The following is a 13071-nucleotide window of genomic DNA, read 5'->3' on the forward strand; positions in this document are numbered from 1 at the left end:
CCCTCCCCGACCCCGCCCGGGAATTCGGTGCCGACCCCTTTGGACCAGCTCTGCGGCGCGGCCGCGGTCAGATACTTCTGAACGTTGTCCGTGGTTCCCGACGAGTCGGTCCGGCGTCATCCAGGCGGTGCGGGCCACCCCGGGCGCCATCGGATACGTCGAGAAGGGCTTCGCCGACCAGGCCCGCATGCCCTACGCCAAAATCGCCACCCGCGGCGGCGTCATTCCGCTGACCAACGACACGGCGGGAAACGCCGTCAAGGCGGCCAAATTCCTCGCCGAGGGCCATGACCTGGTGCTCGACCTCAACGCCATGTACGGCTCCGAGGAGCCGGGTGTCTATCCGTTGCTGCTGGTCACCTACGAGATCGTCTGCTCGAAGGGCTACGACCCCCAGACCTCCGCGGCCATCAAATCGTTCCTCGCCATCGCCGCCGGTAGCGGACAGGGCGAACTGGCGAGGGCCGGGTACGTGCCGCTGCCCGATAAGGTCAGGGAACGACTGGTTACGGCGATCGATGCGCTGCAGTAGCCAAGTGGATCGGGTTTCGAGGAGCGACAGCAGGACTGTGACGGGATCACAGTGACGGGGTTTTCCGGGGTGAATCCCAATGACGCGGGTTCGGGTGCGGTCGTCGCCGCGCCGTTTCCGGAGTCGCAGGCGACGCCGATCAGCCCCTGGGGCGAGGGCCGGCCCCACGTGGGGGACCGGATTTTCCGCTGGCTGGCGCAGTCGTCGGGCGTGCTCATCATCGTGGTCATCGCCGCGATCGCGGCCTTTTTGCTCGGGCGCGCGATACCGGCGCTGCACCGCAATCGGGAGAACTTCTTCAGCTACGGCGGCACCTGGTCCACCACGGACACCTCGGCGATGCACTTCGGCATCGCCAGCCTGGTGCCGGTCACGGTGTTCGTCTCGCTGTTCGCGTTGATCCTGGCCATGCCGGTCGCGCTGGGCGTGGCCATCTTCATCACGCAGTACGCGCCGCGGCGGGTCGCCACCCCGCTGGCCTACTCGGTCGACCTGCTGGCCGCGGTCCCGTCGATCATCTACGGCGCGTGGGGTCTGTACGTGTTGGCGCCGCAGCTGCGCCCCCTCGCCACCTGGCTCAATCGCTCGCTGGGTTGGTGTTTTCTGTTCGCCAACGGCAACGCGTCGCCGGCCGGTGGTGGCACCATCTTCACCGGCGGGATCGTCCTGGCGGTGATGATCCTGCCGATCATCACCGCGGTCACGCGCGAGGTGTTCGTCCAGACGCCGCAAGACCAGATCGAGGCCGCGCTGGCGCTCGGTGCCACCCGTTGGGAGGTGATCAAGACGGTCACGCTGCCGTTCGGGCGGTCGGGCTATGTCAGTGGCTCGATGCTGGGACTGGGCCGCGCCCTGGGTGAGACCGTGGCGCTGCTGATCATCCTGCGCGGCACCCAGTCGGCGTTCGGCTGGTCGCTGTTCGACGGCGGCTCCACCTTCGCGACCAAGATCGCCGGCGCGGCGGCCGAATTCGACGACCGATACAAGGCCGGCGCGTACATCGCCGCGGGCCTGACCCTATTCGTGCTCACCTTCGTGGTCGACGCCCTGGCGCGGGGCACCGTCGCCGGGGCGGCGCGAAAGGGGGCGCAATGACCTCGATGTTGGACCGCCCGCTCAAACCGCGGACCTTCTCGCCGGTCAGCCGGCGCCGCCGTATCGCGAATACCATTGCGACGCTTCTGGTTTCACTGTCGCTGCTGGTGGCCGTGACCCCGCTGGTGATGGTGTTGTGGTCGGTGGTCGCCAAGGGGCTCAAGACCATTGCGTCGACCACGTGGTGGTCGCACTCGCAAGCGGGGATGACGGCATTCGTCTCCGGTGGCGGCGCCTACCACGCGCTGGTCGGCACCGTGCTGCAGGGATTGATCTGCGCCGCCATCTCAGTCCCGATCGGGTTGATGGTCGCGATCTATCTCGTCGAGTACGGCGGCGGGACCCCGCTGGGAAGATTGGCCTCGTTCATGGTGGACATCCTCAGCGGTGTGCCGTCAATCGTTGCCGCGCTGTTCATCTACGCGTTGTGCGTGGCGACACTGGGGATGTCGCGGTCGGAGTTCGCGGTGTCGCTGGCGCTGGTCTTGCTGATGCTCCCGGTGATCGTGCGCGCCACCGAGGAGATGCTGCGGATCGTACCGGTGGATCTCCGCGAGGCCAGTTACGCGCTGGGCATCACCAAGTGGAAAACCATTGCCCGGGTGGTCATCCCCACCGGGCTGTCGGGCATCGTCACCGGGATACTGCTGGCGATGGCCAGGGTGATGGGGGAGACGGCGCCGCTGCTTATCCTCGTGGGGTACGCGCAGTCGATGAACTTCGACATATTCAGCGGGTTCATGGGGACATTGCCCGGCATGATGTTCAACCAGACGTCGGCCGGTGCGGGCCTGAACCCCATCCCCACGGATCGGTTGTGGGGCGCCGCATTAACCCTCATCCTGGTGATCGCCATCATCAATATCGCGGCCCGAGTGATAGCGAAATTCCTGGGCGCCAGGAAGTCATAGGCAGGAGCACTAAGTGGCCAAACGGTTGGACCTCAAGGGCGTCAACATCTATTACGGATCGTTTCACGCGGTCTCGGATGTGACGCTGTCGGTTCTGCCCCGCAGCGTGACCGCGTTCATCGGGCCCTCGGGGTGCGGCAAGACGACGGTGTTGCGCACGCTCAACCGCATGCACGAGGTGGTGCCCGGTGGACGGGTCGAGGGCAGCGTGCTGCTCGACGACGAAGACATCTACGGCGCCGGCGTCGACCCGGTCGGCGTACGCCGGGCCATCGGGATGGTGTTCCAGCGGCCAAACCCGTTCCCCGCCATGTCGATTCGCGACAACGTGGTCGCCGGCCTGCGGCTGCAGGGGGTCCGCAACCGCAAGGTGCTCGATGAGACGGCCGAGTATTCGCTACGCGGGGCGAACCTGTGGGACGAGGTCAAGAACCGGTTGGACAGGCCAGGAGGAGGACTGTCGGGCGGGCAGCAGCAGCGCCTGTGCATCGCGCGGGCCATCGCCGTGCAACCCGACGTGCTGCTGATGGACGAGCCGTGTTCGGCGCTGGACCCCATCTCGACGATGGCCATCGAAGAGCTGATCAGCGAACTGAAGCAGGACTACACCATCGTCATCGTCACCCACAACATGCAGCAGGCGGCGCGGGTCAGTGACTACACGGCGTTCTTCAACCTGGAAGCGGTCGGAAAACCGGGGCGGCTGATCGAAGTCGACGACACCGAGAAGATCTTCTCCAACCCGAGCCAGAAGGCCACCGAGGACTACATCTCGGGCCGCTTCGGCTAGCCCGATCGTTACTGCGACGCGGATTTCGCTTCTTCCTCGGGCAGCCTGCCGGTCGCCTGGAAGATGACCCGCCGGGCCACCTCGACGGCGTGGTCGGCGAAGCGCTCGTAGAACCTGCCCAGCAGCGTCACGTCGACGGCCGCGGCGACGCCGTGTTTCCATTCACGGTCCATCAGCACCGAGAACAGGTGCCGGTGCAGATCGTCCATGGCGTCGTCTTCTTCGCGGATCCGGGCGGCCTTCTCCGGGTCGCGGGACAACACCACCTCCTGGGCGCTGTTGCCCAATTCGACTGCGATGCTGCCCATTTCGGCGAAGTAGCCGTTGACCTCCTCGGGCAGGGCGTGCTGGGGATGGCGACGACGGGCGATCTTGGCGACGTGCAGCGCCAGCGCGCCCATCCGGTCGATGTCCGCCACCATCTGAATGGCACTCACGATGGCCCTCAGGTCACCGGCGACCGGTGCCTGTAATGCCAGGAGTACGAAGGCGCTTTCCTCGGCGCGCGCGCTGAGCGCGGCGATGGCTTCGTGATCGGAGATGACTTGTTCGGCTAGCACCAAGTCGGCCTGCAGCAGAGCCTGGGTGGCCCGCTCCATGGCGATTCCTGCCAAGCCGCACATCTCGCCGAGGCGCTCGGATAACTCCGAGAGTTGCTCGTGGTAGGCGGTCCGCATATCAACAAGGGTACGGTCTGTCCGCCCGAAACGGGCAGCGCAGCGCCGTCAAAAGCGGTTACTCGCAGGTGGTGTCGGCCGCGTTGGTGACGGTCAGGTCCTCGGGCAGCTTGGCCGGAGCATTGCTCGAGCCGCGTTCGATTTGCAGATTCATCGACGAGCCGCTGGGCGACGGAGTGCTGACCGACTTGAAGTCGGGGCCCAGCACCACCTGCACCACCTGCCCGTAGCCGGAGACCCGCTGCACCTTCGCGTTGGTCAACGAGGACGCGACGGTGGCGGCGGCCTCCTCGTTGCCGGGCGAGAACAGCACCGTCGTCGCGCTCACCGAACTCGGGTAATCGTCGGGTGACATCACGTTGAAGCCGTCCCGCTTGAGCTGGGTGGTCGCGGTGGCGGCCAGACCGCTCTGCGTGGTCGCGTTGGACACCCGCACCGTCACGCCGCTGGGCGAGGTCGTGGTGATCAGCTCGTGTTGGGCCTCGGGCGCCGGCGCCGGCGACTTCTTGGTGGTGGGCGCCTTCGAGGGCCCCGTCGTCGGGGAGGCGCTCAAATTCTGTGCGTTCTGGTCGTTTTCTTCGGGCAGCGGATCATCGTTGATGATGGCATCGAACAGTGCCCGCATGTCGGCGATCCGCGGCGGCTCGTCGCCGTTCTGGTCGGTGACACCGGTCGGGACGGTGACGAAGGTGACGTGCCCGGCCGCGATGCCCTGCAGCGACTGCCCCAGTTGGACCAGGTCCTTGGACTGGACGTTGTCGACGACGGTGTTGCCGATGATCATGTTGACCACGTTGTTGAGCTTGTTGAGGTCGAGCAGGGTGTCCGCGGAGATCAGCGACCGCAGCAGCGACGACACGAACAGTTGCTGGCGTTTGATGCGGCCGTAGTCGCCGTTGACTTCGGTGGTGACCTGGCGGGCGCGCACGTAGTTCAACGCGGTCGAACCGTCGAGAACCTGCCGGCCACCGTGTTCGAGGACGGTGCCGAGCTCGTAGTCGTGCAGCGGGGTGCTCGAGCAGACTTCGACGCCGCCTAGGGCATCGACCATTTTCGCGAAACCGGCGAAATCGACGGCGATGAAGTGGTTGATGCTCAAGCCGGACAGTTTCTGGATCTCCTTGACCAGGCACTTGGGGCCGCCGAAGGCGAAGGCGGAGTTCAGCTTGGTCTCGGTGTAGATGGTCTTCGGCCCGTAGGTCTTGGTCTTCGGGTCGTAGAGGGGCCCGTACTTGCCGGTGTCGGGATTCCACGCCTCGCACTGCATCGGGGTGATGGCCAGGTCGCGGGGGAACGACACGGCCACCACGCGTTTCCGGTTGGCCGGAATGTTGACCAGCATCACCGAGTCCGACCGTTCTCCGTCGGCGTCGTCGGTGGTGCCGGCGCCCATGTTGCCGTTGTCACCCGTGCGGGAGTCGAGGCCGACGATCAAGAAGTCCTCGTCGCCGTACTGGCCGCCCGGGTCGCGGATGTCGCTGGAGTTCCGGTCGAGCGCGGCGACGTTGTTGAGCCGGGCGTTCTTCGACGCGCTCCATTGCCACGCCCCACCGGTCATGGCCAGCGCCAGCACGGCGGCCAGGGCCGCCGTCGACCGCGCCGCCAGCAACAGCGGACGGCGCCGACGCCTGGGCTCCGCGGTCTCGATGAATTCTGGGGCGTCGCTGTCGTCCGCGTCGTCGTCGTTGGGATAGTCGGCGGCCTCGAGGGCTCGAAGCTCGGCGACCGCGTCCAGGGAGTAGGCCAGGTCGTCGATCACCTGCGTTGTCTGCAGCTCGATCGGCAGGCCCGGCTGGTCCCCGCTAGGCCCGGGCTCCGGATCCTCGGGAGCGGCGCGGTGGTGAACGGGCCGGTCAGGGGCGCCGATCTTGGCGATCAGGTCCGCGACGCTGACGCCGCCCCCGGCGTGGGATCCACCCCGGTCGGTGTCGTCCACGGGCGCCTCGACGGGCTCGATGCCGGTGTCGGGCTGCCACCGGTGCAGGCTGTCGTCGGCCGGTGGTTGGAAGAATCGCTCCCAAGGGGCGGCGCCCAACGGCGCCGGGTCCGGCGCGATCGGGCGGGCGTGCGCCCCGCCCGGGCCATGCCGACCATTACGAGTGGCGTCGTTCTCGGCGTCACTCATGTCCTACCGGCCTCCGAAGCTCTGATGCAGACGTCAGCGTGTGCGTGCGTAGTGTCAGCGCAGCGCCGCATTGTGAGCGCTGCTGCTGGTGCCAACCATTTTTTGCCGCCCTCGTGCAGTGGCACGAACCCATCCGCTACCCGAGCGCATGCAACAAAGCCCACATGCTACTGAGTTATCGGTCCGGACGCGATCTCGAGTCGGTCGATTCAGCCCCCGGAGTGCATGACGTCGGCGCCCGCCGGGACCGTGCAGTCGTCCGGGTCGGTCAGCCACCCTTCCGGCAGCACTACCCGCGCCGGTGAGCCCTGCCGGCCGCGCGGGCCCGTCGCCTCGTCCGGGAACGGCACCGTGCCGTCCAGCCGGTCGAGCAGACGGTCCAGCTCGTCGAGCGTCTTGACCATCGCTAGCGCCCGGCGCAGCTCGGAGCCGGCCGGGAAGCCGTGTAAATACCAGCCGATGTGCTTGCGGATGTCGCGCATGCCCTTGTCCTCGCCGAAGTGCGCGGCCAGCAGCTGCCCGTGCCGTCGCACGATGTCGGCGACCTCGCCCAGCGTGGGCGGCGTGGGCGGCGCGCTGCCGGTGAAGGCGGCCGACAGCTCGGCGAAAAGCCACGGCCGGCCCAGGCAGCCGCGGCCGATGACGACGCCGTCGCAGCCGGTGCTGGCCATCATCGTCAGCGCGTCGCTGGCGTCATAAATGTCGCCGTTGCCGAGCACCGGGATCGTCTGCACATGCTGTTTGAGCCGGGCGATCTCGTCCCAGTCGGCGGTCCCGGAGTAACGCTGCGCCGCCGTGCGGGCATGCAGCGCGACGGCGGCCGCCCCTTCGGCTTCCGCGATGCGGCCGGCATCGAGGTGCGTGTGGTGCTCATCGTCGATGCCGATGCGGAACTTGACGGTCACCGGTATGTCGGTGCCCTCGGTGCCGCGCACCGCCGCGGCGACGATCTGGCCGAACAGTCGCCGCTTGTACGGCAGCGCCGATCCGCCGCCGCGCTTGGTCACCTTGGGCACCGGGCAGCCGAAATTCATGTCGATGTGATCGGCCAAGCCCTCGTGGGCGATCATCTTGGCGGCGGCGTAGGTGGTGGCGGGGTCGACGGTGTAGAGCTGCAGCGACCGCGGCGACTCGTCGGGGGCGAACGTGGTCATGTGCAGCGTGGCGGGATGACGCTCCACAAGCGCACGCGCCGTGACCATTTCGCAGACGTAGAGCCCGCTGACGGTGCCAACCTTGGCAAGCTCTAGTTCGCGACACAGCGTCCGGAAAGCGACGTTGGTCACGCCCGCCATCGGAGCCAGGACCACCGGGCTGGCGAGCGCGATGGATCCGATGCGCACCGCTTGGTTACCGCCGGCTCATGGTCAGCGTGCCCGCGGTCTTGTGCAGCTCGAACGCGGTGGTCCGCTTGCCCGTGCGGGCTTCCCGCTCGAGCTGACGTTGCTTGGAAATCTCGAACTTCTCGCAGGTCGCCTCGAGTTCCTTGATCAGCAGCGCGAGATCGTCGCGCATGGCGGCCGCCTCGCCGGTGAAGTCCTCGCGCTCGAAGATGCGCCATTTCTTCAGCACCGGCATGACCACGTCGTCGAGGTGGATGCGCGGGTCGTACACGCCGCCGACGGCGATGGCGACGGCCTTGCGGCGGAACTCGGGCACCTGGTAGCCGGGCATCTGGAAGTTGCGCAGCACCTTGTGCAGCGACCTCATCGCCTGGTTGGGCGCGGCGGCGAACCCGGCGTCGCTGACGTCCCGGTAGAAGATCATGTGCAGGTTCTCGTCGGCCGAGATCTTGGCCAGCAACTGATCGGCGATGGTCTCGTTGCAGGCCCTGCCCGTGTTGCGGTGCGAGATCCGGGTGGCCAGCTCCTGGAACGTCACGTAGATGACCGAGTCGAAGAGGCTCTCGGCAAACAGATCGGCGCGAACCTGGTGGTTCTGGCCGGGGCTGAAGCCGCGGTTCACCACCTCGATGCGCAGCTTCTCCAGTTCGACGGGGTCGACCGCGCGGGTCACCACCAGGTAGTCGCGCAGCGCGATGCCGTGCCGGTTCTCCTCGGCGGTCCAGCGGTTGACCCACTGGCCCCACGCGTTGTCCAGGCCGAAGTTCATCGCGATCTCGCGGTGATAGGACGGCAGGTTGTCTTCGGTCATCAGGTTCTGCACCATCGCGATCTGGGCGACGTCTGACAACTTCGACTGACCGGGCTCCCAATCCTGCCCACCGAGCGCGTAGTAGTTCTTGCCGTCCGACCACGGGATGTAGTCGTGCGGGTTCCAGTTCTTGTGCATGCTCTCGTGCCGGTTCAGGTATTTCTCGACGAACGGCTCGAGCTCGTGCAGCAGCTGTAGGTTTGTCAGCTCCGCTGACATAGGGCCTCCAGTTATCTGTGTCGATGGGTAGCAGTCAATATATCTGTGTACTTCAGTAGCATCAAGTTCCTCGTCCGGCGCGCCAGGTGACGTTTTGATGCCGGTTTCGAGGGTCCGGTTCGGTAGGTCTAGTTGTACGGCTTGCCGATGCGGCGGAATTGAAAACGCGTCACTGCGACTTGCCGAGCTCGTTGGCCGGGACGTAGGGCGCGGCGCTGATATAGAGCATGTTGATGCAGTAATCGATGAACTGCGTGCGGCTGGCACCCAGCTGCCCATGCAGGTAGGCGGTGAACAGGCTCGACAGGCCGCCCACCAGGCTGGTCGCGATCATCTTCTGCAGCACGGCGTCGCCGATGCGGGACAGCTTGCGCTGCAGCAGGTCGATGAAATTGGGCATCCACTACGCCCCGGAGCGGGTGAGCACCGGCTCCACCGCCGGCGCCAGCAACAGCACGCGTCCGCGGACCGGGTCGTCGACCATCAGCTCGACGAATCGCTCGACGGCCTCGCGCGGGGTCGTCGCCGAGGTCAGCGTGTCCATCGCGCGCCTGCACACATCGTCATAGACCGCGCGCACGAATTCGTCACGGTCGGCGAAGCTTTCGTAGAAGTAGCGCTCAGTCAGCGCGGCCGCGCGGCAAACCGCGCGCACGGTCAGCGCCGGCCCACCGGGGCTGCCCAGCAACTGCACCCCGGCGCTGATGAGGTTGTCGCGGCGAAGCGCGAGACGGCTCTCCAAGGGGACGCCGGTCCAGCGTCCCCGTCGTTGACCCGTCTGCACATCGCTCCTAAGCTCTAAATTGACAACGGTTGTAGTCAGATTTTCACGATACCTACAGGGATCCAATAGTGACTCAAGATACGTCCGCATCGCGCCCTCTGACCAGCGACGTAGCGCGCAGCGACGCGACCGGTACCGCTGAGCAGTCGGTTTCGAGCGACTCGCCCGACGGCGTCGCGGGGGGCTGCCCGGTATCGCCGGCGGGATACGACGCGCCACCCGCACCGCTGGGACCCGATTCGCTGACCTGGCGGTACTTCGGCGACTGGCGGGGCATGCTGCAGGGCCCCTGGGCGGGATCGATGCAGAACATGCACCCGCAACTGGGCGCGGCGGTCATCGACCACTCCACCTTCTTTCGCGAGCGCTGGCCGCGCCTGCTGCGCTCGCTGTATCCCATCGGGGGTGTCGTCTTCGACGGGGACCGCGCGCCCGTCACCGGCGCCGAGGTCCGCGACTATCACACCGACATCAAGGGGGTCGACGAACAGGGCCGGCGCTACCACGCGTTGAACCCCGACGTCTTCTATTGGGCGCACTCCACCTTCTTCATGGGCACCATTCACGTCGCCGAGCGATTCTGCGGCGGAATCACCGAGGAGCAGAAGCGCCAGCTGTTCGACGAACACGTCGAGTGGTACCGCATGTACGGCATGAGCATGCGGCCGGTGCCGAAGTCGTGGGAAGAGTTCCAGGTCTATTGGGACCACATGTGCCGCGACGTGCTGGAGAGCAACTGGGCGGCGCGGGCCGTGCTCGACCTGACCGAGTTGCCGAAACCCCCCTTCGCGCAATGGATTCCGGACGCGCTATGGGCGGCCCAGCGCAAACTGCTGGCGCCGTTTTTCGTCTGGGTGACGGTCGGCCTGTACGACCCGCCGGTGCGCGAGCTGATGGGCTACCGGTGGTCGGCCCGCGACGAATGGTTGTACCGGCGCTTCGGCGACCTCGTTCGCGGGGTGTTCGCCCTGGTGCCGAGCAGGTACCGCAAGCACCCGCGGGCGCGCGCCGGTCTGGACCGCGCCAGCGGGCGGATCCCCCTCGATACGCCGCTGGTGCAGACGCCGGCGCGCAATCTGCCGCCCGAAGACGAGCGCAGCAACCCCAAGCACTACTGCCCGATGGTCTCCTGAGCCGCTTGGGCGACGGACGCGCTACGCGTGGGCGTGACCGTGGACCTCTTCCAGGCCCGCCTGGTGAACGTGCGCGTGGGTGTGTTCGGTCCCGTCGGCGTGAGCGTGTGAGTGTTCGTGCTCGACGTTCTCGTGCTCGTGGGTGGTGTGCGCGTGGGCGTGGGTGACGTCGCCGTGCTGGTGTTCGTGCGCGTGCGGCGCGTCGTGAGTGTGCTGTTCGCTCATCGCTGTTCCCTCCTTGGGTGAAATGCCGTGTGGCTGCTGCCCGCTCAGCGTGCGGCGCTGTGCCGCCGGTTCGGTGGACGGGACGGCTCGGCGACGGCCGTCAGCCCGCCGTCGCCGCGGTGGTGACCGGGAACCCCGGGGCCGGCGTGCTCGGCGTTGAACACCGCATCGATGACGAGTTGACGGACGTGGTCGTTTTCCAGGCTGTAGAAAATCGTCGTGCCCTCCCGGCGGGTGCGGACCAGCCGGGCCATCCGCAGCTTCGCGAGGTGCTGGGAAACCGACGGCGCCGGCTTGCCCACGTGCTCGGCGAGTTCGTTGACCGACATCTCGTGGTCGGTCAACGACCAGAGCACCTGCACGCGCGTGGCGTCGGCGAGCATCCGGAAAACCTCGACGACCAGGCTGGCCTGGTCGTCCGGCAGCCGGCCTTTGCCACTATCTGCATGCATACGCAAATATTAGCGAAGCCCGGTCGGGCTGCCAAGGACACGGTTCAGCAGGACGGGACGACCGTCGCCCGCCGTCCGCCGTTGCGCTCGTTCCAGAACCGGTAGACCTCGACGGCGTCGTCGTTGGGCTCGTAGCGCATCGGCAGGCGGCGCCGGTCCCATTGCTTCGCGAATTCGTCGTAGAACGTGGACAATTCGAAATACTTGCGGTCGTCCAGGTAGTACTGCTCGTAGGTCTCACGGGTGGTCAGGAAAACCACTTCTTTGGGTGAGCAGTAGTACAGCGAGCCCAGGCACATCGGGCACGGGTGGGCGAGCACGTAGATGGTGGCATCGACGAGGTGCTCGGTGCCCATCTTCATGCAGGCCTCGCGGATGGCGAGGATTTCCGCATGCGCGGTGGGGTCGTTGGTCTGGGCCACCTTGTTGGCGCTCTCGGCGAGCACGTCGCCGTCCTGGACGATCACCGTCGCGAAGGGGCGGCCCCCGTCTGCCACGTTTCGGCGAGCCAGGTCGATCGTCCGCTGTGCGAAATCGGTCACGGGCCCTCCTGAAACGGGAGCAGATAGCTCGCAGAGTAGTCCCGCACGGCGGAATCCCAGCGTGTGATACTAACTAGATTGTCTATCTTTTTACGGACCCGGTTTCAAAGGGGGCACCATGGCGCGCGCCGAGCGTGATCGATGGGATCTGGCGACCAGTGTCGGGGCGACGGCGACCATGGTGGCCGCGCAGCGGGCCCTGTCCTCGGACGCGAAGTTGATCGACGACCCCTACGCCGCGCCGCTTGTTCGGGCGGTCGGTATCGACGTCTATGTCCGGTTGGTGAACGGCGAAATCGCGCCCGGCGGCAACACGGAGTTCGATCCGCAGCGAATGGCGCGCGGGATGGCCTGCCGGACCCGCTTCTACGACCAATTCTTTCTGGACGCCACCCGCAGCGGCATCGGCCAGGTGGTGATCCTCGCGTCGGGGCTAGATTCCCGGGCCTACCGGCTGCCCTGGCCGACGGGCACCGTCGTCTACGAGGTCGACATGCCGGAGGTGATCGAGTTCAAGACCCTGACGCTGGGTGACCTGGGGGCCGAGCCGACGGCCGAGCGTCGTACCGTGGGCATCGATCTGCGCGACGATTGGGCCTCGGCTCTGCAGGCGGCCGGATTCGATCCGCAGGTGCCCTCGGCATGGAGCGCCGAGGGTCTGGTGGTCTACCTGCCCGACGACGCCCAGGACGCGTTGTTCGACAACGTCACCGACCTGAGTGCCCCCGGCAGCCGCCTCGCCTTCGAATTCGTGCCTGACACTGCGGTTTTCGCGGACCCGCGGTGGCGCGCGCACCACGACCGGATGAGCGAACTCGGGTTCGAAATCGACTTCAACGATCTCGTCTACCACGGCCAGCGCAGCCACATCGTCGACCACCTGGGCCGGCGCGGCTGGCAGACCACGTCACAGACCATCGCGGAGTTGCATGCGGCCAACGGGTTTGTCTACGCCGACGACGACGTCGCCGCGGCCTTCGCCGATGTCACCTACAGCAGCGCGGTGCTCGGGCGATGATTACGGTGCGCGCAGCGGCACCGCGCGCAGTGTGGTGCCCCCACCAGGGCTCGAACCTGGGACCTGCGGATTAAAAGTCCGTAGCTCTACCAACTGAGCTATAGGGGCCGCGAAGATTCAGGATACTTGGACCGAAAACGAGGCTCGTTTGAGGATTGGGCACACCGTGACCTAAGCTGACGTGGCTCCCAACGAAACCACGTTGCGAGTACCCCGGAGTGATTCGGTTCTGGCCCCCATCGTCTAGTGGCCTAGGACGCCGCCCTTTCACGGCGGTAGCACGGGTTCGAATCCCGTTGGGGGTACGCGACGCGGTGACGCGGAGCAGCAGCAAGGCCCTGTGGCGCAGTTGGTTAGCGCGCCGCCCTGTCACGGCGGAGGTCGCGGGTTCGAGTCCCGTCAGGGTCGCCAAGC

General features: G+C 66.6%; 12 protein-coding genes, 3 tRNA genes and 3 pseudogenes. 8 read left to right on the top strand and 10 right to left on the bottom strand.

Features of this window, described 5'->3' with window-relative positions; genetic code table 11:
- Nucleotides 1-113 (bottom strand): annotated as a pseudogene (locus tag A9W96_RS32700) (phosphate ABC transporter substrate-binding protein PstS); the annotation flags it as partial.
- Here A9W96_RS32700 and A9W96_RS17010 point away from each other — a divergent pair.
- The 4 genes and pseudogenes from A9W96_RS17010 to pstB all read left to right on the top strand — a co-directional run.
- A pseudogene (locus A9W96_RS17010) lies at nt 110-532 on the top strand (substrate-binding domain-containing protein); the annotation flags it as partial. The pseudogenes A9W96_RS32700 and A9W96_RS17010 sit on opposite strands and share 4 nt — an antisense overlap.
- 51 nt (nt 533-583) lie before the next feature.
- The gene (pstC, locus tag A9W96_RS17015) at nt 584-1627 is read left to right on the top strand and encodes a phosphate ABC transporter permease subunit PstC (RefSeq protein ID WP_067141453.1); all 1044 of its coding nucleotides are present in this window, start codon (nt 584-586) and stop codon (nt 1625-1627) included.
- Nucleotides 1624-2538, top strand: a complete 915-nt coding sequence (gene pstA / locus A9W96_RS17020; protein ID WP_066865552.1) for a phosphate ABC transporter permease PstA — start codon at nt 1624-1626, stop codon at nt 2536-2538. Before pstC ends, pstA begins: the two co-directional genes overlap by 4 nt.
- Before the next feature lie 13 nt (nt 2539-2551).
- Nucleotides 2552-3328, top strand: coding sequence for a phosphate ABC transporter ATP-binding protein PstB (gene pstB / locus A9W96_RS17025; protein WP_066865555.1), 777 nt, complete (start codon nt 2552-2554; stop codon nt 3326-3328).
- Between the two features lie 8 nt (nt 3329-3336).
- Here the strand turns inward: pstB and phoU are convergent, their stop codons facing one another.
- The 5 genes and pseudogenes from phoU to A9W96_RS17050 all read right to left on the bottom strand — a co-directional run bounded on the left by phoU (nt 3337) and on the right by A9W96_RS17050 (nt 9287).
- Nucleotides 3337-4005, bottom strand: a complete 669-nt coding sequence (phoU, locus tag A9W96_RS17030; protein WP_064951288.1) for a phosphate signaling complex protein PhoU — start codon at nt 4003-4005, stop codon at nt 3337-3339.
- A gap of 58 nt (nt 4006-4063) precedes the next feature.
- Nucleotides 4064-6130 (bottom strand): LCP family protein, encoded by a 2067-nt coding sequence (locus A9W96_RS17035; protein WP_067141456.1) that lies wholly within the window; start codon nt 6128-6130, stop codon nt 4064-4066.
- Between the two features lie 209 nt (nt 6131-6339).
- Nucleotides 6340-7473 carry a tRNA dihydrouridine synthase DusB gene (gene dusB, locus A9W96_RS17040; RefSeq protein WP_067141459.1) on the bottom strand — a complete coding sequence of 378 codons (1134 nt, stop codon included), beginning with the start codon at nt 7471-7473 and terminating at the stop codon, nt 6340-6342.
- 7 nt (nt 7474-7480) lie between these two features.
- Nucleotides 7481-8503 carry an acyl-ACP desaturase gene (locus tag A9W96_RS17045; protein ID WP_066865563.1) on the bottom strand — a complete coding sequence of 341 codons (1023 nt, stop codon included), beginning with the start codon at nt 8501-8503 and terminating at the stop codon, nt 7481-7483.
- A 169-nt stretch (nt 8504-8672) separates the two neighbouring features.
- Nucleotides 8673-9287, bottom strand: a pseudogene (locus A9W96_RS17050) (TetR/AcrR family transcriptional regulator).
- A 68-nt stretch (nt 9288-9355) separates the two neighbouring features.
- Here A9W96_RS17050 and A9W96_RS17055 point away from each other — a divergent pair.
- On the top strand, nt 9356-10420 hold the full coding sequence (locus tag A9W96_RS17055) for an oxygenase MpaB family protein (RefSeq protein ID WP_067141462.1): 1065 nt from the start codon (nt 9356-9358) through the stop codon (nt 10418-10420).
- A 21-nt stretch (nt 10421-10441) separates the two neighbouring features.
- Here A9W96_RS17055 and A9W96_RS17060 read toward each other — a convergent pair whose 3' ends face one another.
- Genes A9W96_RS17060 through A9W96_RS17070 form a run of 3 tightly spaced genes read right to left on the bottom strand, consistent with a single transcriptional unit; the run spans nt 10442 to nt 11639 of the window.
- On the bottom strand, nt 10442-10645 hold the full coding sequence (locus tag A9W96_RS17060) for a zinc transporter Slc39a7 (protein ID WP_067141465.1): 204 nt from the start codon (nt 10643-10645) through the stop codon (nt 10442-10444).
- A 44-nt stretch (nt 10646-10689) separates the two neighbouring features.
- Nucleotides 10690-11097, bottom strand: a complete 408-nt coding sequence (locus tag A9W96_RS17065; protein ID WP_066865575.1) for a metalloregulator ArsR/SmtB family transcription factor — start codon at nt 11095-11097, stop codon at nt 10690-10692.
- Nucleotides 11098-11141: 44 nt separating this feature from the next.
- On the bottom strand, nt 11142-11639 hold the full coding sequence (locus tag A9W96_RS17070; protein WP_067141468.1) for a nucleoside deaminase: 498 nt from the start codon (nt 11637-11639) through the stop codon (nt 11142-11144).
- A 118-nt stretch (nt 11640-11757) separates the two neighbouring features.
- Here A9W96_RS17070 and A9W96_RS17075 point away from each other — a divergent pair, with 118 nt between their 5' ends.
- Nucleotides 11758-12657, top strand: a complete 900-nt coding sequence (locus tag A9W96_RS17075; RefSeq protein WP_067141471.1) for a class I SAM-dependent methyltransferase — start codon at nt 11758-11760, stop codon at nt 12655-12657.
- 32 nt (nt 12658-12689) lie between these two features.
- Here A9W96_RS17075 and A9W96_RS17080 read toward each other — a convergent pair.
- A tRNA-Lys gene (locus A9W96_RS17080) sits at nt 12690-12765 on the bottom strand.
- A gap of 124 nt (nt 12766-12889) precedes the next feature.
- Between A9W96_RS17080 and A9W96_RS17085 the strand changes: the two genes are divergently transcribed.
- Both A9W96_RS17085 and A9W96_RS17090 read left to right on the top strand, forming a co-directional pair.
- Nucleotides 12890-12962, top strand: a tRNA-Glu gene (locus A9W96_RS17085).
- Nucleotides 12963-12991: 29 nt separating this feature from the next.
- Nucleotides 12992-13068 (top strand) — tRNA-Asp (locus A9W96_RS17090).
- Nucleotides 13069-13071 lie beyond the last annotated feature (3 nt).

This window comes from Mycobacterium sp. 1245852.3 (assembly GCF_001669335.1).
In the GTDB taxonomy this organism is placed as follows: domain Bacteria; phylum Actinomycetota; class Actinomycetes; order Mycobacteriales; family Mycobacteriaceae; genus Mycobacterium; species Mycobacterium europaeum_A.

Excerpts from the sequence above, each read along its gene's own strand:
- A9W96_RS17035 (WP_067141456.1), bottom strand. The coding sequence starts at position 6,130 with ATGAGTGACGCCGAGAACGACGCCACTCGTAATGGTCGGCATGGCCCG.
- A9W96_RS17060 (WP_067141465.1), bottom strand. The coding sequence starts at position 10,645 with ATGAGCGAACAGCACACTCACGACGCGCCGCACGCGCACGAACACCAG.
- phoU (WP_064951288.1), bottom strand. The coding sequence starts at position 4,005 with ATGCGGACCGCCTACCACGAGCAACTCTCGGAGTTATCCGAGCGCCTC.
- A9W96_RS17075 (WP_067141471.1), top strand. The coding sequence starts at position 11,758 with ATGGCGCGCGCCGAGCGTGATCGATGGGATCTGGCGACCAGTGTCGGG.
- A9W96_RS17045 (WP_066865563.1), bottom strand. The coding sequence starts at position 8,503 with ATGTCAGCGGAGCTGACAAACCTACAGCTGCTGCACGAGCTCGAGCCG.
- A9W96_RS17065 (WP_066865575.1), bottom strand. The coding sequence starts at position 11,097 with ATGCATGCAGATAGTGGCAAAGGCCGGCTGCCGGACGACCAGGCCAGC.
- pstA (WP_066865552.1), top strand. The coding sequence starts at position 1,624 with ATGACCTCGATGTTGGACCGCCCGCTCAAACCGCGGACCTTCTCGCCG.